Source organism: Ideonella sp. FW305-24, from assembly GCF_058788035.1.
The window spans coordinates 211,682-236,807 of sequence record NZ_JBYTAI010000008.1 but is presented as its reverse complement, the minus strand read 5'-3'; the positions used below and the strand labels follow the sequence as shown (position 1 = coordinate 236,807).

Here is a 25,126-nt window from a genome sequence, read left to right as displayed (position 1 = left end):
TGCCGCGATGTTCTCCATCGACCGTGACTCGCCCGTGGCCCTGGCCGACCAGATCGAGGCCGGCGTGCGGTCGCTGGTGGCCAGCGGCCAACTGCCGGCCGGCGCGCGGCTGCCGTCCATCCGCCAGCTCGCGCAGCAGCTCGGCGTGGGACTGCAGACCGTGATCACCGCCTATGACCGGCTGGTCGCCGCATGCTGCATCGACTCGCGCGGCACGGCCGGCTTTTTCGTCTGCGAACAGGCCGCCTCGCTGCCGGACGCCGCGGCGCTGGAGGCCGGCGAGGAGCAGGAACCGGTGTGGCTGGCGCAGCAGGCCAACGAGCAGCGCCCCGGCGTGCTGCTCGCCAGCAGCGGCGGCCTGCCGCCGAGCTGGCTGGAAGACGCGGTGCCGGCCGCCGTGGTGCAGCGCGGCCTGGCGCGCAGCAGCGCCGGCATGGCCTCGCGCTGCCCGCCGCAAGGGCTGCCCGAGCTGCGCGAGCGCATTGCGATGCTGCTGCGCAGCCAGGGCATGGCGGTGGACGCCGGGCGCGTGCTCACCACCTACGGCGGCAGCCAGGCGATCGATCTGATCTGCCGCGCCTTCCTGCAGCCGGGCGACACGGTACTGGTCGAGAACCCGGGCTACTTCCTGATGTTCGGCCGGCTGCGCGAGGCCGGCGTGCGCATCGTGCCCATCACGCGCCGGCCCGATGGCGTGGACCTGAACGAGCTGGAGGCCGCCTGCCGCGAACACCGGCCGCGGCTTTTCTTCATCCAGAGCACGCTGCACAACCCGACCGGCTGGGGCAGCACGCCCGCCAACCTGCACCGCGTGCTGGTGCTGGCCCAGCAGCACGGCTGCCTGCTGGCCGAAGACGACGTGCACGGCCATTTTCACCCCGGCACGCCCACCCGCCTGGCCGCGCTCTCGGGGCTGGAGGGCGTGATCTACTACGCCAGCTTCAGCAAGGCGCTGAGCCCCGCCTTGCGCATGGGCTACATGGCCGCCGCGCCCGAATTGCTGCGGCAGCTGCTGCGCCAGAAGATCTACACCGTGCTGAGCAGCGCGGCGCTGAACGAATACGTGTTGCTGGAGCTGCTCTCGGCCGGGCGCTGGCGCAAGCACCTGGAGCGGCTGCAGCGCAAGCTGCTGGCCGCGCGCAACGCCTGCACCCGCCAGCTCACGCAAGCCGGCATCAGCTTCGGCACGCCGGGTGAAGGCGGGCTGTTCCTGTGGGGCCGGCTGCCGGCCGGGGTGGACGTGGACCTGCTGGTGCAGGACGCCTACCGCCAGCAGATCCTGCTGGCCCGCGGCGCAACCTTCCGGGCCGACACCGCGCCCGGCGCCGCCGCAGACCCGCACCTGCGCTTCAACGTCGTCTTCAGCCAGCAGGCCCGGCTGGCCGACTACCTGCAGAGCCGGCTGCAGGCGCTGGCCAGCGGCCGCACGGCGCTGAGCCGGGTGGCGGGCGACAGCCTCAAGCCGTGACGTTTACGGCACCTCCGGCCCGTTCGAGGGCCTGAGCGTGCCGCCCGTCACGCTTGGCAACGCGGCGACAGCCGCCGCCGCCTTTGCGCTTCAGCAGCCCATCTACCAGCCGAAAAGCCGGGACACCCCATCCCAACGCCTTTTCCGGCAGGAGACATCCAATGCGCTTTTTCTCGCCCATGCGGCGCCACAGCCTGACGGCCGTGGCCATGGCCTCTCTCGTGATGCTGGCCGCCTGCGGTGGCGGCAGCGGCTCGGCCGATGCAGGCGGCGGATCACCGGTGGTGCCGGCCACCACCATTGCCGGCACCGTGGCCGTGGGCGCGCCCATCACCAACGGCAAGCTGCGCGTGCTGGACGCCAATGGCAACGTGGTCGTCAGCGACCTGGCGATTGCCGCGGATGGCACCTATGCCGACGTGACGCTGACCGGCCCGGCGCCGTACCGCATCGAAGCCTGCGGCTACGCCGGCCCGAACTACCTCTGCGTCTACTCGGTGACCAGCGCTGCCGGCACCGCCAACGTCACGCCGCTGACCAGCGCGATGGTGCTGCTGGCCTCGGGCCAGTCGCCCGACACGCTGATGAGCGGCAGCAACCCTGCCCTGACCACCGACAGCATCGCCTCCGCCCAGGACCAGCTGCGCACCAGCCTGTCCAGCGTGCTGGCGAGCGCCGGCATCACCGGCACCCTCGACTTTGTTTCCAGCCCGCTGGACGCCGGCTCGCGCACCGGCTATGACGGTGTGCTGGACGCGATCGGCGTCAGCACCGGCTCTGACGCCGGCACCGCCTTCGTGCAGATCACGCCGCGCATCGGCGAGGGCAACGTCTACATGACGCAGGGCGACACCTCCGGCACCGTGACGACCACCGCCAGCGCCAGCAGCCTGCAGCTGGGCGGCCTGGAAACCCTGTTCAACAACATGACGGCCTCGCTGGCCAGCGCCTCGGCCTGCAGCGAAACCAGCACCGGCATCCTGCGCTCGCTGGCACCCAACGCCCACATGCAGCTGGGCGACGGCAACGACGTCGCACGCGGTGCCACTGCGGTCGCGCAAGGCCTTTGCAGCTTCTTCGCCCAGGGTGACAACGGCACGCCGATGTGGGGCTCCCGGCTGATGAGCCCGACGCTGGGCCGCTGCGACACCAGCGCCACGCCGACCTGCCGCGTCTCGTTTGTGCTGCAGGACACCGACGGCAACGTCAAGCCTGTGGGCGACGGCATGGCCGTGACCCAGGTCGACGGCCAGTGGAAATTCCTCGGCGACCTGTTGCCGATCAGCCTGCACGCCGCCGCCAAGGCCCAGCGCACCCGCCGCATCGACAGCACCGAGCCGGTGTTCGACTACGACCGCGCGCTGGCCTTCGACGTGGGCGCGGTTTCGGGCCTGATGTGCGCCCAGATCTCGCAGCGCGACAGCAGCGGCGCCGCAACCACCATCGCCTACTTCAAACGCTACGGCGAGAACGTGCAGCGCCTGTCGCTGTGGACCGTGGACGGCTGGGGCAACGGCGCCAGCACCGACCGCCTGGTCGGCCAGCTGCGCGGACCGGACGACACCTGGGTGGCCCTGCCGCAAGGCACCGATGGCGACGCCGTGGTGCGCAACTTCTACCGCGGCGGCCGCACCGTGACCTTCTCGTTCTTCAGCGACGGCGATTGCAGCGTGCCCATGGCCATCGAAGGCCAGACCAGCTACGACGTGGACGTCAACGGCGTGCCGCCGGTCTGGTCGGCGATGGAAAGCCTGCCCTGGCCCGAACTGGACGCCGACAGCGTGAGCGCGCTGCGCAGCCTGGCGCTCGACGGCGGCGCCAGCGGCAGCTTCCACGCCGCCTGGAGCTTCGCCCACGGCCCGCTGGGGCTGGACGGCGCAACCGTCTGTGCCAGCCGTGCCGACTGCGGCGACGGCGGCAACGGCCGCCTGGGTGACCGCGGCCTGAGCCCGAGCGCACGCGACGCCACCATCAGCCTGAGCAACCGCGGCAGCGTGGTCAATGCCAACGACGCCAAGACCCTGGCGCTCTATGGCCGCACCGGTGACGGCGTGGACCTGCAGAGCAACTACAGCAGCTGCCCCGGCGCGGCGGCGGGCGAGTCCTGCCACTGAGCTGCTTTTTGCCCCTGACACGACGGCGCCCCGCGGGGCGCCGTTTTTCCTGGCTCACCCACACCGCAGCGCCCTGACGCACAAGAAGTAACCCCCTCGAAACTCCTGCGGAGTAAGCTGCGCCGCGGCACCGATGGAATCGGTTCCAAACCGGCGCAGCGCGCTGCCCGCATCGCGGCCGCCGCCACAACAAAAGGAGACAGAGATGCAGCTTCTTCCCACCTCACCGGCGGGTCGCGCGCCCGCGCGCCACAACGCCGAGGCGCGGCGCACACGACCGCTGATGCTGGCGCTGGCCGCCGTCATCGCCACCACCGGCCTGTCGGCCACGGCCTTCGCGAAGTCCGTCAAGCCCACGGTCGTCGCCGCGCCGGACTTCGGCCCCAACGTGCACATCCTCACGCCCGACATGGCGCTGGCCGACATCCAGACCGTGGTCGACGGCATTGCCGCGCGCCAGGTGTCCAACCAGTTCGGCCCCGAGCGTGATGCCGTGCTGTTCATGCCCGGCGCCTACGGCACGCCGGCTGCGCCGCTGAACTTCCAGGTCGGCTACAACACCGCCGTTGCCGGCCTCGGCCGCTCGCCCACCGACGTGACCGTGACCGGCTCGATCAACGTCTACAACCAGTGCGACAGCAGCGGCTGCTTTGCGCTCAGCAACTTCTGGCGCTCGCTGTCCAACCTCAACATCGAGGTCAGCAACAGCAGCTTCGGCTGCTACGCCGGCGAGTTCTGGGCCGTCTCGCAGGCAGCACCCATGCGCCGCGTGCGCGTGAACGGCAACACCACGCTGATGGACTACTGCACCGGCCCGTCCTATGCCAGCGGCGGCTTCATTGCCGACTCCAAGTTCGAGAACACCGTGATCAACGGCTCGCAGCAGCAATGGCTGGTGCGCGACAGCGCGATGGCCGGCTGGAGCAACGGTGTCTGGAACCAGGTCTTCTCCGGTGTGCTGGGCGCACCCGCGCAATGCTTCCCTGGCGGCAACGGCTGCGGCCCGTACACCACGCTGGCCACCAGCCCGGTGACGCGCGAGGCGCCCTACCTCTACGTGGACGGTGACGGCGGCTACAAGGTCTTCGTGCCGGCCCTGCGCCGCAACTCCAGCGGCACGACCTGGGCCAACGGCCCGACCGCCGGCACCGCGATCCCGATTGCCGACTTCTTCATCGCCAAGCCCAGCGACTCGGTGACCGCGATCAACCAGGCGCTGGCCGCTGGCAAGCACCTGATCCTCACGCCGGGCGTCTACAACCTGAGCCAGACCATCCAGGTCAAGCAGGCCAACACCGTGGTCCTGGGCCTGGGCTTCCCGACGCTGGTGCCGCAGGGCGGCGTGATCGCGATGAAGGTCGCGGACGTGCCGGGTGTGGACATCGCCGGCGTGGTCTTCGACGCCGGCCCGGTGCTGTCCTCGGTGCTGCTGCAGGTGGGCACCAAGGCCAACACCGCCGGTTTCACCGACCAGCCCGTCGCGCTGCACGACGTGTTCTTCCGCATCGGCGGCATGGCGGCCGGATCGGCCACCAACAGCCTGGCGGTCAACACAGGCGGCACCCTCCTGGACAACATCTGGGCCTGGCGTGCCGACCACGGCAACGGCGTGGGCTGGACGGTCAACCCGGCCGATCATGGCGTGATCGTCAATGGCGACGACGTGACGGCCTACGGCCTGTTCGTCGAGCACTACCAGAAGTACCAGGCCATCTGGAACGGCGAGCGCGGCAAGGTCATCTTCTTCCAGAACGAAATGCCTTACGACCCGCCCTCGCAGGCCGCCTGGTCCAAGTCGCCCACCAGCCCCGGCTGGGCCGCGCTGAAGGTGGACAAGGACGTGAAGGCCTTCAACGCCTGGGCGCTGGGCTCGTACAGCTTCTTCAACCAGGGCATCGACATCTTCGCCGCGCGTGCCTTCGAAGTGCCCCGCAGCCTGCCCAAGGGCAGCCTGAAGGACCTCACCACCGTCTTCCTGGACCCCAGCCACGGCATGGGCGGCACGCTGAACGTGATCAACAGCACCGGCGGCCCGGCGCTCATCACCAACCCGAGCACCCCGGTGACGGTGACCAGCTTCCCGTGATGCGGGCAGGCTGAACTGACCGGCAACGGCGCCCCGCGGGGCGCCGTTTTCCTTGGTGCTTTCGCCACGCGCCAGCAGCTTCGCGGGCCTTGGTCCACAATCTCCGCGCCGCCTCTGGCAGCCTCACTCCCCTCGGTGCCACCGGGCATCGCCTCACTCAGGAAGCGCACAAGATCATGAAGATTTCCACCTCGCTCTTCGCCGGCCTGGCGCTTGCCACCGCTGCCCTCGCCACTCACGCGGCCGACCTGCTGGACGGCGTCAAGAGCCGTGGCACGCTGCGCGTCGCGCTCGAAGGCACCTACCCACCGTTCAACTTCAAGGACAAAGGCGAGCTGGCCGGCTTCGAGGTGGACCTGGCCAAGCTGATCGCCACCAAGCTGGGCGTGAAGGCCGAGTTCACCACCACCGAGTGGAGCGGCATCCTGGCGGGCCTCTCAGCCGGCAAGTACGACGTGATCATCAACCAGGTCGGCGTGACCGACCAGCGCAAGCAGGCCTTCGACTTCAGCGAGCCGTACACGATCTCGGCGCCACAGCTGATCCTGCGCAAGAACGAGACGCGTGAATTCAGGAACCTCGAAGCGCTCAAGGGCCTGAAGCTGGGCGTGGGCCAGGGCACGAACTTCGAGCAGAAGGCCAAGGCCACGCCGGGCGTGGAAGTGCGCAGCTACCCCGGCGCGCCCGAGTACCTGCAGGACCTGGCCGCCAAGCGCATCGACGCGGCGCTGAACGACAGCCTGATGGTCAACTACCTGGTCAAGACCTCGCCGCTGCCGATCAAGCCCGGCGCGCCGGTGGGCGACGTGGAAAAGTCGGCCATCCCGGTCGTCAAGGGCAACCCGCAGCTGCTGGCCGCGCTGAACAAGGCGCTGGCCGACTCGTTCAAGGACGGCAGCTTCAAGACCGTCTCGGTCAAGTGGTTCGGCGTGGACGTCAGCAAGGCGCCGTCCGAGCGTTGAGCGACTGACGAAGACCCACCGATGGAACTGCTGGATCTTTGGGAACTGTTCCGCGATGCCGCCCCCATCCTGCTCAAGGGCTGCGGCTACACGCTGATGTTCGCGCTGGGCGCGATGGTGGGCGGCACCGTGCTGGGCTTTCCATTGGCCATTGCCCGCGTGCTGCCGAACAAGGCGCTGCGCGGCGCGGCAGCGGCCTACGTCAGCATGATGCGCGGCACGCCGCTGCTGGTGCAGGTGTTCGTCATCTACTACGGCCTGCCCAGCATCGGCATCGAGTTCTCGCCGTTCGCCGCCGGCCTGCTGGCGCTGAGCCTGAACGCCGCGGCTTATCTCTCCGAAACCTTGCGCGGCGCGCTCAACGGCGTCTCGCGCGACCAGTGGGCCGCCGGCTACAGCCTGGGCCTCACCTACGCGCAGGCGCTGCGCTTCGTGGTCCTGCCACAGGCCTTGCGCACAGCGCTGCCCGGCATGAGCAACACCTTGATCAGCCTGATCAAGGACACCTCGCTGGTCTCGGTGATCACCGTGACCGAGCTGATGCTGGCGACCAAGGAACTCATCGCCGCGACCTTCCGCCCGCTGCCGCTGTACCTCGCAGCCGCCGCGCTGTACTGGTTGATGAGCCTGGCCTTCGAGCGCCTGCAGGCCTGGCAGGAGAAGCGGCTGAACCGCGCCCACGCCCGGTAAGCGGCGCCGCCCGGGAGGGCGGCGCATCGTCCACATGGGAGTCGTCTTTCGGCGGGTCTTGCCTGACAGTGGCAGGACCCGACGCACACGTGACACGCGTTGTCACGCGTCGCGCGCCAACCGAAAGACGACCATGACCACCACCGCGCTGCCCACTGTCCAACCCCTGCTCGCGCGCCAGTCCGTCGCCAACTTCGCCTGGGTCATGGGGCTGGGTGGCCTGGCCAATGCCTATGCCGGCGCGCACGCGGTGTTCGGCCTGCCGCTGTGGTGCAGCCAGGTGCTGCTGGGGCTGAGCTGCGCACTGTTTGCCTTGCTGGTCGTGACCCACGTGGCCAAGGCCTTGCTGCACTTTGACGCGGTGCGCGCCGAGTTCAACCACGCGGTGCGGTCCAGCTTCTTCCCGGCCGCTTCGGTCGCCACCGTGGTCGTGGCCATCGGCCTGAGGCCTTACAACGAACCACTGGCGCGGGCCTTGTGGTGCCTGGGCGCCGCAGCGCACTTCGCGCTGGCGCTCACCTTGATCCGCCGCTGGCTGCTCGCGGCGCAGGACGAAAGCGTGATGACGCCGGCCTGGTTCATCCCGGTGGTCGGCAACATCCTGCTGCCGGTCGGCGGCGCGCCGCTGGGCTTCGTGTACGCCAGCTGGTTCTTCTTCTCGGTCGGCCTGGTGCTGTGGCTGGTGTTCTTCACGATCGCGATGCACCGCGTGCTGTTCTTCGCGCCGATGAGCGAGCGCAGCATCCCCACGCTGTTCATCCTGCTGGCGCCGCCGTCGATCGGCTTTGCGGCCTACACCGCGCTGGAAGCCACGCAGGTCGGCCAGGTGGGCCTGCTTGCCACGGTGCTCTACAACCTGGCACTGTTCATTGCCATCCTGCTGGCCACGCTGGTGCCGCGCATCACGCACGGCCCTTTTTTCCTCAGCTGGTGGGCCATGACCTTCCCGCTGGACGGCTGGGCCGGCGCCTGCCTGGCCTACCACCGCCTGCAGCCCGGCCCCGCCACCGGCGCGGTGGCCGCCGTCGCGCTGGGCTGCGCCACGCTGATGGTGCTGTGGATGACGCTGCGCACGCTGCTGTACATCCTGCAGGGCAAGGCCTTCCTCGAAGACTGAACCCGCGCAGCGGCGGGCAAGCGTCGACCTCTGCATTTCGGGAGAGCGGCGACGGCCCCATTGCCAGGGGACGGATCGCCGCGCACGCGGCGAGCATGCGCCATGGGCGCATGTCGCGCACCACCACCGATCCACAGGAGTTCCCATGACCCAGCAGCCTTGCCACGACCTGCCAACGCTGTTCCAGCAGCTCGGCCTGCCCAGCGCCGAAGAGGACATCGCCCGCTTCGTTGCCACGCACCGCCCGCTGGCCCCCGGCGTCGTGCTGTCCGAAGCCTCGTTCTGGACGCCCGCGCAATCGGACTTTCTCTGCACCGGCATTGCCGACGATGCCGAGTGGGCCGAGGTGGTCGACCGCCTCAGCCAGATGCTGCGCTGAGCGCCGCACGCTTCAGAAAGCATTCAGATGTCTCTTCATTCGCGCATTCCCGGCAAGATCTCCACTGTCATGGCAGGCGCCCTCACGGCCTGCGCCCTGCTCGCCGTCGAGCTTGCCGTCCCGCCGGCCCGGGCGGCCGCCCCGCAACAGCGGGTGCAGGTGGCCGGTTGGTACCGCATGATGCTGGGCGACTTCGAAGTCACCGCGCTGCTGGACGGCACCCACCCGTTCCCGGTCGACGAGGTGATGACACACGCCACGCACGAACAGCTGGACCAGTTGCTCGCCAGCGCCGACACGCCGCGCCCGGTCGAAGGTCCGATCAACGCCTTCCTGATCAACACCGGCTCGCGGTTGGTGCTCATCGACAGCGGCGCAGGCACGCTGTACGGCGAGTGCTGCGGCCACCTGATCGCCAACCTGCGCGCGGCTGGCTACCAGCCGGAGCAGGTCGACGACATCTTCCTGACCCATTTGCACCGCGACCATGTCGGCGGCATCAACGCCCGCGGCCAGATGGCGTTTCCCAACGCCACGCTGCACATCAGCCGCACCGACGCCGACTACTGGACCAGCCGCGACCAGCAGAAGCTCGCGCCCGCCTTCCTCGGCTCGATGTTCGACGGCGCCATCGAGTCGCTGCAGCCCTACCTGGCAGCGCATCGCGTGCAGACCTTCGTCGGCGGCGTGGACCTGCTGCCTGGCCTGCGCGCCATGCCCAGCGCCGGGCACACGCCTGGCCACACGGCTTATGTGGTCGAGAGCCGGGGGCAGAAGCTGGTCGTCTGGGGCGACGTGGTGCACGTCGCACCCATCCAGTTCCCCGCACCCGGCATTCGCCTGAAATACGACAGCGACCAGGACCAGGCCGAGCAGGTGCGGCGCCAACTGTTTGCCGAAGCGGCCCAGCAGGGCCAGTGGGTGGCTGCGGCGCACATCGCCTTCCCGGGCATTGGCCACATCCTGGCGCGCGACGGGCGCTACGACTGGGCACCGGCAGCGTTCACCAGTTGGCTGCCCGCGCCCGCCGCGGCTTCCGCGCCGGTGCGCTGAACGCAGACGCAAAAAAGCCCCGGCCTTCGCGGGCCGGGGCTTTTGCGGCGAGCCGGAAGCCCGCGCGCGGGACTCAGCCCTTGATGAAGGCCAGCAGGTCGGCGTTGAGCACGTCGGCGTTGACCGTCAGCATGCCGTGCGAGTAGCCCTTGTAGACCTTCAGCGTGCCGTTCTTCAACAGCTTGATCGACTTCAGCGCCGCGTCTGCGATGGGGACGATCTGGTCGTCGTCGCCGTGCATCACCAGCGTCGGCACCTTGATGGTCTGCAGGTCTTCGGTCTGGTCGGTCTCGGAGAAGGCCTTGATGCCGTCGTAGTGCGCCTTGGCGCTGCCGGTCATGCCCTGGCGCCACCAGTTCTGGACCACGCCCGGCAGCGTCTTCGCGCCAGGACGGTTGAAGCCGTAGAACGGGCCGGCCGGCACGTCCAGGAAGAGTTGCGCACGGTTTTCGGCCACGCCCTTGCGGAAGCCGTCGAAGACCTCCATCGGCAGGCCTTCCGGGTTGCTCGCGGTCTTGAGCATCAGCGGCGGCACGGCGCTGACCAGCACGGCCTTGGCGACGCGGCCGGACGGCTGGCCGAACTTGGCCACGTAGCGGGCAACTTCGCCACCGCCGGTCGAGTGGCCGATGTGCACGGCGTTCTTCAGGTTCAGATGCTCGACGACCGCAAACGCGTCGGCCGCGTAGTGGTCCATGTCGTGACCTTCACTGACCTGCGCCGAACGGCCGTGGCCGCGCCGGTCGTGGGCGACCACGCGGAAACCCTTCTGCAGGAAGTAGATCATCTGCGTGTCCCAGTCGTCGCTGGACAGCGGCCAGCCGTGGTGGAACACGATGGGCTGGGCCGACTTGTCGCCCCAGTCCTTGTAGAAGATCTGGACGCCGTCCTTGGTGGTTACGTAGCTCATGGTTTGATTTCCTGTTGGGTCGTTGGGGTGGGACAGATGAGATGCGGCAGTGGCCGCACCGGGCAAGGCGAACGTGGCGGCCAGGCCGGCACCGCTCACCAGCAGTTGCCGGCGGCTGAGGTTCGCCAAAGTGGATTCGAATTCGATGGACACCGGGGTGCTCCTCGCGGGTTCGTGGGTTGGACGAAGTCATTGTGTTGACCCGCATCAGGCCCGACATCGCCATGACACCCGTGTCCGGTCTAGGTCGAATGGCCGGGTTGACCCTGTACCTTGGGAGTGCTCCACCAAGCGCAAGTTGCCGCAGCGAGACGCAACATGCAAGCCCTTGTCAGCACCGGCCTGCTTGGCTAGACTGCGCTCCCTTTGCCACCCCCAGCCGCCACGGAGCTTCAATTGCCCTGCCGCATCGCCGCCCTTTAAGCCGTCGACCGCTTTCCGACTCGCCCCAGGCGCTGACCCCTCAGCCCTCGCCATGCCGCCGCCCCGGCGCATGCCCCAGAGTCCGGCCGCTGCTGCAAGCGCTCCGTGCCCGCGCCGCCACGCCATGGTGGAGGCGCCGCACCCAGCCAGGCAGGCAGCGCGCAGTCAGGTCGTCGGTTCGTTCACCCGAACCTGGAGACGACCATGTCTGCGCCATTTGATGCGAAGCATCTGCTCGCGCCCGAACTCCACTCGCTGGAGATCCTGAAATACCCCCGCACGCCCCATCTGGAGGGCTCCCGGCTGCAAGCCGGCGACGAAGGGCACGACCACGTGCCGCTGGCCGACCTGCGCAGCCGGCATGCCGTGATCGAAGAAAAGCTCGACGGCGCCAACGTCGCCGTCTCGTTCACCTCGGCAGGCGACTTGCTGCTGCAATCCCGCGGCCACTACCTGGCCGGCGGCGGGCGCGAGCGCCAGTTCGCACCGTTCAAGCAATGGGCCAAGGCCCACGAAGCGACCCTGCTCGCGTTGCTGGAAGACCGCTACGTGATGTACGGCGAGTGGCTGTATGCCAAGCACTCGGCCAGCTACGACCGGCTGCCGCACTACTTCTGCGAGTTCGACGTGTTCGATCGGCAGGCCGGCGTGTTCCTCAGCACGGCCAGGCGCCGCGCACTGCTGGCCGGCTCGCCGGTGCTCAGCGTGCCTGTCCTGCACCAAGGCCCAATGCCCGCGACGCTGGAACCGCTGCGCGCCTTGCTGCAGCCTTCGCTGGCCAAGGGGCCGGCCTGGCGGCAAGCCTTCGAGCAGGTGTTCCGCGACATCAAAGTCTGAGACGCTAGGCCGACTTCAGCCATTCGAACGCGGCCGCCATGTCGTTGTAGAAGACTTGGTTGTCGCCGAACTCGTCGGCGAATGCGAGCCTGGCCAGGTAGGCGATCTTGGTGTTTTGGACGACGATCGCACGCTTCGGACGGAATGTCAGCCTGCTATCAAGCGCTCGCTGCGACCAAGCCACCTTGGTCTCAGGCGCAACCATTTCTAGGGCGTCGTACAGCACCAGAGGTTTAGCGGTTTCCCGCAGCAGATCCACGACGCGCGACTGACATTCGGCCAGCAGATCGACCGTTGGTAGTCCTCGAAGCCTCGCAATGATGATCGCGCCGACCGGCTCGACCCACAGTTGTCCTTCCATCCCTACAGCTTAGCGAAGGCCGATCAAATGATGGATGGCGGCGGCTGTTCTCGGCCAATGAAGTCAGAGACAGCCCCCTTTAGGGAGCGAGCACGAAGGTTTCGCAGCGAAAGTCTGAGACAGGCATGACTCGCCTGCCCACCGCACCATCGCCATTCGCGTTTACGCGGCGGCGGTGCTGCGTTGCGGTCGGTCAGCTGTCCTTGTTCCAACCGTGCGTGCCACCCCGCAGCGCTGAAACATTCTCGAACCCCATCGCCCGCAGCTGGGCAGCCGCGCCGCATGACCGCTGACCACCATGGTTGCAGACCGTGACGATCGTGGCGTCCATCGGGAATGCAGTGCCCTGCGCCGACAGCTGCTCGGACGGTATGTTGACGGCTCCGTCGACATGACCGGCCAGGAACTCCTGCGCCGATCGGACGTCGACGATAACAACCGGCTCTCCCCGCGCCAACTTGTCGCGCAGCGCGTCCGGGTCGACAAACGGTTCATCTGTTTTGCCAGTCATGGTTTCATCCTTGTGAGTCATGGTTTCGTCCTTGTCAGCGTTTCTTTCATCCTCAAGCCGGCGATGCAGCCCGACACGAAAGTCAGGGCAGCGACCAGCCAGACGGCCGCGGCCAGACCGAACTGGTCGGCGGTGAACCCAGCGAGCAAGGCGCCGATCGCATAGCCCAGGTCCCGCCACCAGCGATAAACCCCGACAGCGGAGGCACGCCAGGATGGGTGGGCCACGTCGCCGATGGCCGCCAGCAGCGTCGGGTACACCATCGCCGTCCCCAGACCGAGCAGAACGGCACCGGCACCGAACCCCCCGTAGCCCTTGGCCACTGCCGTGACAGCGATGCCAGCCGCCTGGACCCACATGCCCCAGACGATCAGCCATTTGCGGCCAACGCGGTCGGATAGTGCGCCGGTGAAGATCTGGGCAATGCCCCAGACAGCCGGGTAGACGGCGGCCAGCACGCCCACATCGGCCAAGCTCAGGCCCGCAGCAGCGAACACCAGCGGGAACAGGCCCCAGGCCATGCCGTCGTTCAAATTGTTCACGAGCCCGGCTTGGCTCACGCTGGACAGGTTAGGGTCGGCCCAAGTGCTGCGCCTGAAGATCTCGCCCGAGGTGAGGGTAGTCACCGCTGCGCTGGCGCCGTGTGCCGCGACCTCCTTCTGCACATGGTGGCGGGTCTCGCGCACCACGAAGGCCGACAGCAGCAAGCCGAAGGCTGCATAGGCCACGCCCAGGTAGAAGGGCTCGGGCCGCAGCCCGTAGTTGGCGGCAATCCAGCCGGTGGCCAACGCACTGCCCGCCACTGCGAAGTAGCCCGAGAACTCGTTGAGCCCCATCGCCAAACCACGTCGCTGCGGACCCGCCAGGTCGATCTTCATGATCACCGTGGTCGACCACGTGAGCCCCTGGCTGACACCGAGCAGCACATTGGCAGCCACCACCCAGTCCCAGCTCGGCGCCCACATCAGCACGAAGGGGACCGGAACGGCCACCACCCAGCCGGCCACCAGCACCTGCTTGCGGCCCCATCGATCGGCCAGTCGCCCGGCCAGGTAGTTGGTCACTGCCTTGGTGACACCGAAGACCACGATGAACGACAGAATCGCAGCCCGTGCGGCGACATGGAACTCCTGCTCGGCGATCGCCGGCAAGATGCTGCGCTCCAGCCCGACCATCGCCCCGACGAAGGCGTTCACGAGCACCAGCAGCGAGAACTGCCCCGCGTTCTCACGCAGCCCGAGACGGATGGTCGCAGCGTGCATTCGTTCAGCCTGCAAGGCCGAGATTGAAGCGCAGGATCGAGTCCGCGTCCGCCAACGGCGCCGGGATGCTTGCGACCAGCGCCTCCGTGAAGGCATCGCGCGACATTGACAGCATCGGATTGGTGCGCTTTTCGAATCCGATGGTCGACGCTGGCTTCCCGGAAATGCCGGCGCCGCAAGCACTGCCCGCCTGGTGGCCCGGATAGATCTCGAGCTCGGCCGGCAGCGTCAACAACTTGGCATGCAGCGTGTCGTGCAGCTGCGCCGCCATTTCGCGCTCGCGTCCGGCGAGGTCGGGCCGGCCGACGGCGCCAACGAACAGCGTATCGCCGGTGACTACGAACCAGGGCTCGTCACCTCGGCGCAGGTCACGCACGAGTAGGCACAGACTGTCGGGCGTGTGGCCGGGGGTGTGCAGCACATCGACGATGACATTCCCGACGTCCAGCCGTTGGCCGTCGCGCAAGGCCATGAACTCATACTCAGTGCGCCCAATGTTGCTTTCGTGCAGACCATAAGCGGCTCCCACCCGCCGAGCCAGTTCCGGGCCACCGGAGCGGTGATCGGCGTGGACGTGGGTGTCAATCACGAAGCTGATCGGCACGCCCAGGGTGGCGGCCTCGGCGACAAACCAATCCTCATCGCCCGCAACGACGTCAACCGCCACCGACTTGCCGATGCCGCCGCAGCCGAAGAAGTAGGACAGGGTCGCGTTCTGCGCGGGGCGTTGGCGGAAGAACATCCTTGCCTCCTGCGGTCAAAACACGAGCACGTCGTGCGGATTGCAGAGCGGCTTCATGGGGTCCCTTCTTCAATCGGCTGGCCGGCGGCGCGCCACTCGGCCACGCCATCTGTGAGGTGCACGGCGCGGTAGCCCTTCTTGCGCAGGAGCGCGACGGCGTCCCTGGCCATGAGGCAGAACGGCCCGCGGCAGTACGCCACGACCGGCACGTCCTTTGGCAACTCGGCCAGACGCTTCTTGAGCTGGTCTACCGGCAGCGAGCGGGCATACGGCAAGTGGGCGGTGCTGAACTCTTCCACAGGGCGCACGTCGAGCACCAGAACTTCGCCGGCAGCCGCCATCTTGAGGATGGTCCGGTGGTCCAGACCCTGCAGCTCGTCCTGGTGCTCAACGATGTCGGCCAAGGCCACCTGCAGCTCGACCAGGCGCTCTTCCGCTTGGGCGCGCAGCGTGACCCAGAGATCGGCCACGCCGGTCGATGCAAGCCGGTACAGCACGTACTTGCCATCCTTGCGTGTGACCACCAGGTGCGCGAGGCGCAGCTCCCGCAAATGCGCACTGGCGAGCTTCACGCTGATGTCGGCTTGACCGGCCAGCACTTCGACAGTCTTCTCGCCTTGGCACAGCAGCTCGATGAGCTCCAGCCGCTTGGGGCTCGCCACGGCCTTCCCGACGCGGGCGACTTGCTCATACAGGCGGTTCTTGGTTTCTCTCATAACTACATTCTAGAGAATATTAGATTGTTGCACCAGTGGCTCTAAGAAGCACGCTGAACCATCGGCGCCGCCGCTGCTGCGATGCTGCCTGACGCGACGCGCCTGCCCCTGGTCTGCCCTTGCCCTTACTTCGCAACCCGTTTCAGGCGGTTGCGCCTGTAGCTCTTGTACGGCTTGCCGTGCGCCGCCAGCGCGAAGGTCTCTAGACCTCGTCGTCCGAGGTTGTCTCAGACATCAATGGCATGTCTCGGACATTAATGGCACGGAACAGCAGGCGGTGCGGCGCCAGTCGCTGGACCTGGCGCTGGCCTGGCGGCAGACCGACGCGTCCGACCTGGCCGAAGGCCTCTACATCAAGCTCGAAGACGGCGAGCAGGTGCTGGGCCGCTACAAGTGGGTGCGGCCGGACTTCGTGCAGACCATCCTGGACTCCGGCTCGCACCACAGCACCCGACCCTTGATCCCCAACGGCCTGGCCGATGGCGTGGACCTCTACGCGCCGCAGCCGCTGATCGGCTGGCCACAACCCAACCACGATGGGAGGACCGCATGAACGCCGACACCTTGCGCGCGCTGTGCCCTGCGCCGGGGCAAGGCTACGACTGGGCCGCCTGCTGCGAGGCCATCCCTCGCCTGCATGCGCTGGAGACCACGCCGCAAAGCCCGCGTTACCACGCCGAAGGCAATGTGGGCATCCACACCCGCATGGTGCTGGACGCGCTGCTGGCCGACCCGCACTACCAGGCGGCAGGCGACACGCGCCGCCTGGTGCTGTTCCTGGCCGCGCTGCTGCACGACCTGTGCAAGCCGGAGACCACGGTGGTGGACCCGCTGACCGGCGACATCGGCCAGCCCGGCCACTCGCGGCGCGGCGCGGTCGACGTGCGGGTGCTGCTGTGGCGGGCCGGCCTGCCGTTTGCGGTGCGCGAGGCCATTTGCCGCATCGTTGCCGCGCATCAGGTGCCCTTTTTCGCTTTCGACTCACGCCGCGGCGAGTCGCCCGAGTTCATCGCCCGCAAGCTGTCCTGGGGGCTGGACCTGTGCGACCTGGTCTGCGTGGCGCGGGCCGACATGCGCGGGCGCATCTGCGAGGACCAGCAGGTGCGGCTGGACGACATCGCGCTGTTCGAGGAGTTGGCGCGGGAGGACGGCTGCTGGGACCAACCGAAGGCCGCCGCGTCGGCCCACACGCGGCTGATGTACGCCCGCGGTGCAGCGCTGCACCTGGACACGCCACTGTTCCAGCCGCCCGGCTCGCAGGTCATCGTGCTCAGCGGCCTGCCGGCCTCGGGCAAGAACACCTGGGTGGACCGGCACGCGGCCGGCCTGCCGGTGGTCTCGTTCGACGACGCGAAGACCGAGCTCGGCCTGAAGCATGGCGAGAACGACGGCATGGCCGCACACCACGCGGTTGACAAGGCCAAGGCCTTGCTGCGCCGGCACGCGCCTTTCGTGTGGAACGCCACACACCTCAGCGAGCAGATGCGCAACAAGACCCTGGACCTGCTCTACGCCTACGACGCGCAGGTGCAGCTGGTCTACCTGGAGGTGCCGCATGCCACGCTGTTCCAGCGCAACCGCCTGCGCGACACCACGCTCAGCCAGCAGGCCCTGGCGCGCATGCTGCACCGCTGGGAACTGCCGCTGCCGTGGGAGGCGCACGATGTGGACTACCTGATCGGCCAGTGACATCCGCCACGCAGCTGTTCGGGTGCCACAGGCCGATGAACCTGGCGCTGGTCTCCAGCGTGCTCGGCGACAACGGCCATCCGGCGGTGACGGCCATCGACGCGGCCTCGGCGCTCGCTGCCATCGCACACCAGCCGCGCGACTTGATCCTGATGGGGATGTGCAACTGCCCGGCATGATCGAAGCGCTGCTGCAATCGACACCTGACGCTGGCGCTTTACCTTGACGTGCAGCTTGCCCTAGGCCTCGTGCAGCGCGTCGCCCAAGGCGCGACCGAGCTGCCGCTGCGCAGCGCGCGCGGCCGCCGAAAATCCACCTTGCGACAAGAAGCCGTGCGGCAGGCCATGACACTCGATCACGCTGACCAGCACGCCACTGTCGTTGAGGCGTGCTCCCAGGGCCAGGCCCTCGTCGCGCAGCGGATCCAGCGCTGCCAGCATCAGCAGCGTACGAGGCAATCTCGACAGGTCGTCCGCCAACAAGGGTGCGCCGCGATGATCGGGCGCGCGGCCGGCGTCGCCGAAGAAATGGTGGCTGCACCAGTCCATCGTGCGCTTCGTCAGCGTCGGCCCGGCCGCGTGCGCCGTGTGCGATGGATAGTCGCCGTGACCGCCCGCGGCCAGCGGGTAGGCCAGGGCCAGGCTGCGAAGCCCCGGACCCCCTTCGTCACGCGCTCGCAGCGCGGTGGTGATGGCCAGCAGCGCGCCGGCACTGTCACCCGCCAGGGCGAGCCGGCCCGTGTCGGCCACCGTGCCGAGCGCCCGCACGCCTTCCGGCGAGGCCACCCACTTCAATGCCGCCCAGGCATCGTCGAAGGCGGCCGGGAACGGGTGCTCCGGCGCCAGCCGGTAGGCCACCGAGACAACCACCGCCCGCGCGTCCACCGCGAGCTGCTTCACCACCACGTCGTATTCGTCCAGGCCGCCGACCACGCAGCCGCCGCCATGCGTCCACAGCACGACCGGAGCGGCCTGCGCGCCGGGCGGCGTGTAGACACGCAGTGCGGGCACGCCGCCAGCCGCCGCAATGTCCCGGGTGTCCACCCCGGCCGGCGGTGCGCCGGCGCCGCCCATGATCTGTCGATAGTTCTCGCGCGCCACCGGCAGCGGCACGTCGCAGAGATCGGGGGCGCCATTGGCGCGGGCGGCGTCCAGCACCTGCTGGATCTGCTTGTCGAGCATTGATTACTCCTGGTTTGAACGAATGGGTGCCATTCAGGCCACCTGGCCGACCGGCGCGGCCACGGTCGCGGCACCGGGCTTGGGCGGCGTCAACAGCCAGCGCGCCAGCGCCGGCAACAGCACCAGGGCCCCGACCATGTTCCAGAGGAACATGAACGCCAGCAGCAGCCCCATGTCGGCCTGGAACTTGATGGGGCTGCCAAGCCAGGTGCCCACCGCCAGCGCCAGCGTCATGCCGGTCAGCAGCACCACGCGGCCGGTGAACTGCAGCGCGGCGCGCCACGCGGCGTCCAGGCTGTCACCGCGCTTGAGCCGCTGCAGCATGACGGCCAGCACGTACAGCGCGTAGTCCACACCGATGCCCACCCCCAGCGCGATCACCGGCAAGGTGGCCACCTTCACGCCCATGCCCAGCACCACCATCAAGGCCTCGCACAGCATCGAGGTGAGCGCCAGCGGCAGCACCGCCACCACGGTGGCACGCCACGAGCGGAAGGTCAGCAGGCACAGCAGCAGCACCGCGCCGTACACCCACAGCAGCATCTGATGCATGGCCTGGCGCACCACGATGTTGGTGGCCGCCTCGATGCCGGCCGAGCCGGCGCCCAGCATGAAGTGCACGTCGCCATCGGCACCCTGCGGCTGTTCGGCGATGAAGGCTTCGGTGGCGGCAACGACCCGCTCCAGCGTCTGCGCCTTGTGGTCCTTGAGGAAGACGTGCAGCGCGAGGAACGAGCAGGCCTTGTTGAACAGCTCGCGCGGCGCGATGGCCTGCACGCCGCCGAGCGACTTGTCGTTGGCGATCAGCTCGTACCACTTGAACTGGCCTTCGTTGAAGCCGACCATCGCCAGCTTGGCCAGCCCCGCCATCGACTGCGTACCCTCCACGCCGGGCAGTTGCTTGAGCCGCCAGGCCAGCTCGTCGACACGGCTGAGGTTGGCGTAGCGCGTGCACTGGTCATCGGGCGTGGTGACCATCACCGTCAAGATGTCGGAGCTGGCGGCGTAGTTCTGCACCACGAAGGCGCTGTCGCGGTTGTAGCGCGAATCGGCACGCAGCGCCGGGGCGCCGGCGTCCAGGTCTCCCACCTGGATGCGCGACGACAGCGCCGCCGCTCCGGCCAGCAGCAGCGCCGCTGCCGCACACGCCCATAGCGCCGGCCGGGTGCGCGTGAAGCCGGCAAGCACCGCCCACGCACCACGCAGCTGCGCCGCCTGCTCCTGCCTGAGGCTGCGCTGCGCGGCCTGCGGGTTGACGCCCACGTAGGAGAGCAGCACCGGCAGCAGCACGAGGTTGGTGAAAATCAGCAATGCGACGCCGATGCTGGCGTTGATGGCCAACTCCTGGATCACACGGATGTCGATCAGCGCCAGCACGGCGAAGCCCACCGCGTCGCACAGCAGTGCCGTCAGGCCGGCGGCGAACAGGCGGCGGAAGGTGTAGCGCGCCGCCACCACGCGGTGCGTGCCGCGGCCAACGTCCTGCAGGATGCCGTTCATCTTCTGCGCGCCGTGGCTCATGCCGATGGCGAACACGAGGAAGGGCACCAGCACCGAGTACGGATCCAGCGCGTAGCCCAGCAGGCGAAGCAGGCCGAGCTGCCAGACGACCGCGACCAGCGAGCAGGCAACGACGATGGACGTCGAGCGCGCGCAGCGCGTGTAGCCGAAGAGCACGCCGGCGCAAATGGCCAGCGCCGCCAGGAAGAACAGGGCCACCTGGTGCACCCCTTCGATCAGGTCACCCATCACCTTCGCGAAGCCGACGATGTGGATGTCCACCTTGCCGTTGGTGTGGCGCTGGCGCAGCTCCTCGATCCGGCGGCCGAGGTCGCCGTAGTCCAGCGGCGCGCCGGTGCGCGGGTCCTTGTCCAGCAGCGGCACGTAGACAATGCTGCTCTTGAAGTCGGCCGCGACCAGCTGGCCGATCTCGCCCGAGCGCTCGACGTTGGCGCGAACCTCCGCCAGCGCGGCAGGGCTGCCGTCGTAGCGGTCGCTCATCACCGTGTCGCCGTCCAGGCCGTCTTCCGTCACGGCCACCCAGCGCGTGTTGGCGGTCCACAGGCTCTTGATGAACGGCCGGTCCACGCCGGGCATCAGGAACAGCTCGTCGTTGATCTGGCGCAGCGTGTCGAGGTAGCCGGGGTCGAAGATCGTGCCCTGCTTCGCGGCCACCGCAACGCGCAGCGCATTGCCGCCACCCGCCAGCTGCTCGCGATGCTTGAGGAAGTTCTGCACGTAAGGGTGGTGCGTGGGGATGGTCTTCTCGAAGCTCGCGGCCAGGCCGATGCGCGCGGCCTGCCAGCCCAGCACCAGTGTGGCCAGCAGGCACAGCAACAGCACCCAGGGGCGGTGGTTGAAGAACAGGCGCTCGGTGCGCGATCCGCTCGCGGGGTCGAAGTCTTCCAGTCGCTGGATGACCGGCTGGGTGCTGTCGTCAGTGGAGATGGCCACGGGGTACTCGTAATCGGTTGGGGTTCAGACCTTGGGGCGGCGCTGCAGGCCGCGAAGACCGGTGACGACGAGCTCGCCGCCCGTGGTCGCCGCCAGCGCGGCGGCCGGAAAGGGCTGCGCCTGTGCAGCCAGGCTCAGCGTGGCACCGTCGTCGCGGCTCACCAGCAGCTCGCCGTTCTGAGTCACCAGCGCAAAGCCTCCCCCAGGCAGCGCAGTGGCCGCGCTCACGGACACCGGATGCGGCATTGGCACCTGGGCCCAGTGCTCGCCGTGGTCGACCGAGCGCCACACGTTGCCGCGCAGGCCGAAGGCGATCACGCTGCCGGCGGCGGTGAGATGCAGGCCGAACAGGCTTCCCTTGTAGGGCGAAGGCAGTGCCTCGAAGCTCTCGCCGCTGTCCACCGAACGCAGCAACAGGCCCTGCTCGCCCACGATGAACACGCGCTCGCCAGCGGCGCGGATGCCATAGAGGTGCAGCTGCCTGGGATTGGGCAGGCGCGGCGTCAAGCCCTGGAAGGCCTGGCCGTCGCGGGTCTGCAGCGCGATGCCATAGGCGCCGACGGCCAGCCAGCGCTCCCCCGCCTGGGCGATGTCGAAGAAGGGCTTGTCGGCCCCCTCCTTGAGGCGGCGCTGCGCAACTGCGCGCTGACTGTCGTCGCTGGCTTCGTTCAGCAGCAGTTCGGCGGCCCGGGTGCCGTCCATCATGCGCTGCCAACGGGCGCCACCGTCCTGCGTGCGCAGCAGCACGCCGAAATGTCCGGTGGCCCAGCCATGCTGCGCGTCGGCGAACGAGAGCGAGGTCAGGCTCACCTGCACCGGCACTGCGGCCTGCTGCCAGGTGGCGCCGTCGTCGTCGCTGTAGAGCACGATGCCGCGCTCGCCGCCGACCACCAGGCGGCTGCCGGCCCGCGCCGCGGCCAGCAGCACCGCCCCGCGGGCCAGCGACGTGGACACGGCAGCGCGATCAAGCACCGGCGGCAGCGCGGCGAGCGCGCCTCGCGCACCGGTCGCGCCGGCCGCCAGGGCCAGCACCAGGCTGCGGCGCCGTCGGTTCATCGCAGCCCCTCGTTGGCCAGTTCCTCGGGGCTGAAGAAGCTGCGCTGGAACGACGGCAGCACCTTCATCTGGACCGGCAGCTCGTTCAACGCAAGGTTCAGGTAGTAGGCGCCGGTCTGCAGGTCGTAGCCACCCCACTGCACGGTGCCGATCACGGCCGGCACGTCGGGCGCCGTCAGCGTGAGCGTGAAGTTGGTGCGCCAGAGCTCGCCATTGGCATCCCAGCCGTCGAGCAGGATGATCTGCCAGGTGTCTTCGTCGAGGTAGTACCTGCGCTTGGCTGCCACGTGCCGCTTGCCCGGGGCCAGCGCAGCTTCCACCACCCACACGCGGTGCAGCTCCCAGCGCACGAGGTCGGGGTTCAGTGTCTTGGGCGTGACGAGCTGGTCGACCTTGGCGAGCGCGGCGCGGTTATTGTTGTAGGGGATGTAGATCTCCTTCTTGCCGATGAGCTTGAGCTCGTGCTTGTCGATCGGACCGAAGAGCATGAAGGCTTCGTCAAACAGGCCGATGCCGCTGGTCACCGCGTCCGGTGTGTCGTAGCCGACCGAGGGCGACTTGCGCACGCGGCGCTGACCCACCAGGTATTGCCAAAGGCCGCGCGGGTGCTGGGCGTCGATGCCGTCGTGCGCCAGGATCGCTTCGCCGGCCTTCGAGCCCGGCTCGCTGGCAATGAACTTGCCCAGCGCGTAGAAGCCGTCGAACTTGTCTGCCGCGAGGTTCGGATCGTGGTAGGGGCGCCACCACGACTGCGTGCCGCCGGAGGCCAGGCTGCGCCTGCCGTCGGCCGTCATCACCCACACACGGAAAGGCGTCTGCATGGCCATGCCGGTCCAGGCCAGGCGATGGTTCATGATGACCTCGTCGCCGCTGGCGGGAATCGGAAACGGGGTGCCGCCGAACGCGCCTTCCACTCCCAGGCCGTTGTCCACAAGCTTGGCCTTGGTCGCATTCTTGAACGTGTTGTCGTACACATGCTGCGGCGCCGCCGCGCTGCGACGCGTGGGGTACACGTCGATGCGGAAGTCGGGGTACTTCTTCATCAACGCCTTCACGCCGTCGGACAGCTTCGCGGCATGCTGGTCCATGTTCTTGGCGCTGATCTGCAGGATGGGTTTGTCGCCCGGGAAGGGGTCGGGCCGCGGGTCGCCGTTCTTGTAGCCGGCGGCGGCCTTGGTCAGGCCCCCTTCCCACGAAGGGATGGTGCCGTCCTTGTTGCCGGCCCTCTCGGCGCCCAGCGGCGTGAGCGTGGTCTTGAGCTTGGCGGCCTCTTCGGCCGACACCGCGGCATGGGCCGTGAACGGCAGGAGCGCGGCGCAAGCCAGTGCAATGAGCTTGTGCTTCATGGTGATGATCCTTAGAAAGTGCGCGAGGCGCTGAACGACAGGTTGGCGCGGTCGCGCAGGGTCTGGCCGAAGCTCAGCTGGCGCAGCGCTGCGCTGCCTGGCACCAGCGTCTCGGTAAAGGTCTTGGCCTTGCCGAAGTAGTCGGTGTAGGCCAACGAAAAATTCCAGGCGTTCTGGTACTTGCCCTTCAGGCCAAGGCTCCACTCGCCGCCATCGGAAACGCCGCCGGCGAAGTTGCTCACGGCCGATGACCGCCCTGCGAAGTTGTAGGCCACGGAGATGGGCACCGAGAGGTCCAGCCCCGATGCCGCCTGGAAGTACGCCGGCTCGAAGAGCGCGCGGGCGGCCCAGGCGCCCTTGGTGGTGTTCGGGTCCAGCCCGCCGATGCCCTGGCTGCTGCCGTCCGCTCCGGCGAATATGTCGCGCTTGATCTTCAGCCGGTAGTTGTAGGCAATCTCGCCCAGCACCGCGCCGCCACCCCAAAGTGTCGAAGGCTGCAGCACGTAGATGCCCGACAGGTTCAGGTGCGCAGTGTTGCCAAGCGCGTAGCAGGGGTTTTCCTTGCCGTTGTCGCAGGCCAGCACCGGACTCGCACCGCCAAGCACTGCGGGGTCGCTGGTGAGCGGCGTGTCCTGTCGCACGCTGCCCTCCAGCGCCCAGTTCAGCTGACCCAGCGACGAAGTCATGCTGGCGCCATAGGCGCGAATGTTCTTCGCGTAGGCGACGTGCACGTCGCCGTTGACGAAGTCCATGACCAGCGCACTGGGCGTCTTGTCATGGTATTGAACGGCGTAGAAGCCGAACTCATAGTCGCCACCGGGCGGGCTCCAGCGCAACTGCACGCCACCCTGGCCGCTGTTGCCCGGTGTTTTGTCGCGCTCGGTCAGCGTCGGCAGGATGATCGGGCTGCCGTCGGGTGCATTGCCGAAGTTGACCTGGTCACCGCCGATGTAGTCCTGGTTCGAGAAGAAGCTGCCGACACCGGGCAGCTTGCTCTTGCGCCACTTGAGCTGGTAGTACGCACCCAGTTGCACGCCCTCGGCCACGCGCAGCGAGCCCGACAGTTGTTCCACCGGCAGAAGCACTTCCTTGAACTGCCAACTGGGCACGGAGACGATTTTCGCGATGTCCACCGGCCCCTGCGCGTTGGCAATGGCGTTCTGGCCGAAGAACAAGCTCTCACCCCACTGCAGGGTGTGCCTTCCGAGGCGAACCGTGCCCGCCATTCCCGCAACCTCCCCCTTGGCAAAGACAAAGGCATCGAGCAGCTCCGTGCCGCGACCGTGCCGACGCCGCGTGGCGGACACGAACTCGTTGGGATCCTGGCCGATCTGGTTGTTGCTGGTGTCAATGACCGGGCCGAGCGGCACGCCGCCGGCATACAGCGGCGTGCCGTTGTAGTCGTTGCGGCCCAGGTACATGCCGTCATACCAGGCCGTGCCCGACAGGCGACCGCCAAAGTTGGGGGCCTGCACATCCAGTTCGGTGAGCAACTCGAACCGGCGGCTGATCAGCCCCTTCCTGAAGTTGTGGTCGCCATCGTCCTCGTTGACGACACCGGGGTCGTCGGCCACGTCCACGCGCGTCAGGTCGCGCGACGGGTCCTTCAGCCGATAGCCGGCGCTGAACTTCGGCGTCAGGTCCAGCCGGACCTTGAGATCCGGGTCCGGTGTGTCGATGGTGAAGGCGTGTGCCGTGCAGGCGGCAAGCGCCGCCGCCGCCACTGCCGTCAGGTGCAGTTTCATTGTTGTCTCCTGTGGGTCTTCTTC

21 protein-coding genes and 2 pseudogenes are annotated in these 25,126 nt (G+C 68.2%); 12 read left to right on the top strand and 11 right to left on the bottom strand.

Annotated elements, in window-relative coordinates:
• The first annotated feature begins 7 nt into the window (after positions 1 to 7).
• The 8 genes from AC3WR5_RS21865 to AC3WR5_RS21830 all read left to right on the top strand — a co-directional run bounded on the left by AC3WR5_RS21865 (position 8) and on the right by AC3WR5_RS21830 (position 9,869).
• Entirely contained in the window at positions 8 to 1,468 is a 1,461-nt protein-coding gene (locus AC3WR5_RS21865; RefSeq protein WP_492487107.1) for an aminotransferase-like domain-containing protein, read from the top strand.
• Positions 1,469 to 1,629: 161 nt separating this feature from the next.
• Positions 1,630 to 3,582 (top strand): hypothetical protein, encoded by a 1,953-nt coding sequence (locus AC3WR5_RS21860; protein ID WP_492487106.1) that lies wholly within the window; start codon positions 1,630 to 1,632, stop codon positions 3,580 to 3,582.
• Between the two features lie 205 nt (positions 3,583 to 3,787).
• On the top strand, positions 3,788 to 5,668 hold the full coding sequence (locus AC3WR5_RS21855) for a pectate lyase-like domain-containing protein (protein WP_492487105.1): 1,881 nt from the start codon (positions 3,788 to 3,790) through the stop codon (positions 5,666 to 5,668).
• Between the two features lie 176 nt (positions 5,669 to 5,844).
• Positions 5,845 to 6,630: a transporter substrate-binding domain-containing protein gene (locus tag AC3WR5_RS21850; protein WP_492487104.1), complete on the top strand. Its 786-nt coding sequence runs from the start codon at positions 5,845 to 5,847 to the stop codon at positions 6,628 to 6,630.
• A gap of 21 nt (positions 6,631 to 6,651) precedes the next feature.
• Positions 6,652 to 7,320 carry an amino acid ABC transporter permease gene (locus AC3WR5_RS21845; RefSeq protein ID WP_492487103.1) on the top strand — a complete coding sequence of 223 codons (669 nt, stop codon included), beginning with the start codon at positions 6,652 to 6,654 and terminating at the stop codon, positions 7,318 to 7,320.
• 133 nt (positions 7,321 to 7,453) lie between these two features.
• A complete protein-coding gene (locus AC3WR5_RS21840; protein WP_492487102.1) occupies positions 7,454 to 8,437 on the top strand; it encodes an SLAC1 anion channel family protein in 984 nt (327 codons plus the stop codon).
• 145 nt (positions 8,438 to 8,582) lie between these two features.
• Entirely contained in the window at positions 8,583 to 8,816 is a 234-nt protein-coding gene (locus AC3WR5_RS21835; RefSeq protein WP_141287553.1) for a DUF2789 family protein, read from the top strand.
• Positions 8,817 to 8,843: 27 nt separating this feature from the next.
• Positions 8,844 to 9,869: an MBL fold metallo-hydrolase gene (locus AC3WR5_RS21830; RefSeq protein ID WP_492487101.1), complete on the top strand. Its 1,026-nt coding sequence runs from the start codon at positions 8,844 to 8,846 to the stop codon at positions 9,867 to 9,869.
• Between the two features lie 73 nt (positions 9,870 to 9,942).
• Here the strand turns inward: AC3WR5_RS21830 and AC3WR5_RS21825 are convergent, their stop codons facing one another.
• Complete coding sequence (locus AC3WR5_RS21825; RefSeq protein ID WP_170200854.1) at positions 9,943 to 10,779, bottom strand: alpha/beta fold hydrolase; 837 nt, start codon at positions 10,777 to 10,779, stop codon at positions 9,943 to 9,945.
• 627 nt (positions 10,780 to 11,406) lie between these two features.
• Here AC3WR5_RS21825 and AC3WR5_RS21820 point away from each other — a divergent pair.
• Positions 11,407 to 12,018: pseudogene (locus AC3WR5_RS21820) on the top strand (RNA ligase family protein); the annotation flags it as partial.
• 25 nt (positions 12,019 to 12,043) lie between these two features.
• Here AC3WR5_RS21820 and AC3WR5_RS21815 read toward each other — a convergent pair.
• The 5 genes from AC3WR5_RS21815 to AC3WR5_RS21795 form a co-directional block, all read right to left on the bottom strand.
• Positions 12,044 to 12,400, bottom strand: coding sequence for a hypothetical protein (locus tag AC3WR5_RS21815; RefSeq protein WP_492487100.1), 357 nt, complete (start codon positions 12,398 to 12,400; stop codon positions 12,044 to 12,046).
• Positions 12,401 to 12,593: 193 nt separating this feature from the next.
• Positions 12,594 to 12,932, bottom strand: a complete 339-nt coding sequence (locus tag AC3WR5_RS21810; RefSeq protein ID WP_492487099.1) for a rhodanese-like domain-containing protein — start codon at positions 12,930 to 12,932, stop codon at positions 12,594 to 12,596.
• Positions 12,929 to 14,173 (bottom strand): MFS transporter, encoded by a 1,245-nt coding sequence (locus AC3WR5_RS21805; RefSeq protein ID WP_492487098.1) that lies wholly within the window; start codon positions 14,171 to 14,173, stop codon positions 12,929 to 12,931. The genes AC3WR5_RS21810 and AC3WR5_RS21805 overlap by 4 nt, the downstream gene beginning before the upstream one ends.
• Positions 14,174 to 14,177: 4 nt before the next feature.
• Positions 14,178 to 14,915: an MBL fold metallo-hydrolase gene (locus tag AC3WR5_RS21800; RefSeq protein WP_492487097.1), complete on the bottom strand. Its 738-nt coding sequence runs from the start codon at positions 14,913 to 14,915 to the stop codon at positions 14,178 to 14,180.
• A 53-nt stretch (positions 14,916 to 14,968) separates the two neighbouring features.
• The gene (locus AC3WR5_RS21795; protein ID WP_492487096.1) at positions 14,969 to 15,631 is read right to left on the bottom strand and encodes an ArsR/SmtB family transcription factor; all 663 of its coding nucleotides are present in this window, start codon (positions 15,629 to 15,631) and stop codon (positions 14,969 to 14,971) included.
• 268 nt (positions 15,632 to 15,899) lie between these two features.
• Between AC3WR5_RS21795 and AC3WR5_RS21790 the strand changes: the two are divergent.
• From AC3WR5_RS21790 to AC3WR5_RS21780, 3 genes and pseudogenes are all read left to right on the top strand, one after another.
• Positions 15,900 to 16,184, top strand: a pseudogene (locus AC3WR5_RS21790) (RNA ligase family protein); the annotation flags it as partial.
• Positions 16,181 to 17,320 carry an AAA family ATPase gene (locus AC3WR5_RS21785; protein WP_492487095.1) on the top strand — a complete coding sequence of 380 codons (1,140 nt, stop codon included), beginning with the start codon at positions 16,181 to 16,183 and terminating at the stop codon, positions 17,318 to 17,320. The pseudogene AC3WR5_RS21790 and the gene AC3WR5_RS21785, both read left to right, overlap by 4 nt.
• A gap of 35 nt (positions 17,321 to 17,355) precedes the next feature.
• Positions 17,356 to 17,499 (top strand): hypothetical protein, encoded by a 144-nt coding sequence (locus AC3WR5_RS21780; protein WP_492487094.1) that lies wholly within the window; start codon positions 17,356 to 17,358, stop codon positions 17,497 to 17,499.
• A gap of 60 nt (positions 17,500 to 17,559) precedes the next feature.
• Here the strand turns inward: AC3WR5_RS21780 and AC3WR5_RS21775 are convergent, their stop codons facing one another.
• The 5 genes from AC3WR5_RS21775 to AC3WR5_RS21755 are packed head-to-tail and all read right to left on the bottom strand — an operon-like array spanning position 17,560 to position 25,102.
• A complete protein-coding gene (locus AC3WR5_RS21775) occupies positions 17,560 to 18,501 on the bottom strand; it encodes an alpha/beta hydrolase (protein WP_492487093.1) in 942 nt (313 codons plus the stop codon).
• Between the two features lie 33 nt (positions 18,502 to 18,534).
• Positions 18,535 to 20,949 (bottom strand): efflux RND transporter permease subunit, encoded by a 2,415-nt coding sequence (locus AC3WR5_RS21770; RefSeq protein ID WP_492487212.1) that lies wholly within the window; start codon positions 20,947 to 20,949, stop codon positions 18,535 to 18,537.
• A 30-nt stretch (positions 20,950 to 20,979) separates the two neighbouring features.
• Entirely contained in the window at positions 20,980 to 22,011 is a 1,032-nt protein-coding gene (locus tag AC3WR5_RS21765; protein ID WP_492487091.1) for a WD40/YVTN/BNR-like repeat-containing protein, read from the bottom strand.
• Positions 22,008 to 23,357, bottom strand: a complete 1,350-nt coding sequence (locus AC3WR5_RS21760; RefSeq protein ID WP_231011726.1) for a DUF1329 domain-containing protein — start codon at positions 23,355 to 23,357, stop codon at positions 22,008 to 22,010. Before AC3WR5_RS21760 ends, AC3WR5_RS21765 begins: the two co-directional genes overlap by 4 nt.
• Positions 23,358 to 23,368: 11 nt before the next feature.
• Complete coding sequence (locus AC3WR5_RS21755) at positions 23,369 to 25,102, bottom strand: DUF1302 domain-containing protein (protein ID WP_492487089.1); 1,734 nt, start codon at positions 25,100 to 25,102, stop codon at positions 23,369 to 23,371.
• Between the last annotated feature and the right edge of the window lie 24 nt (positions 25,103 to 25,126).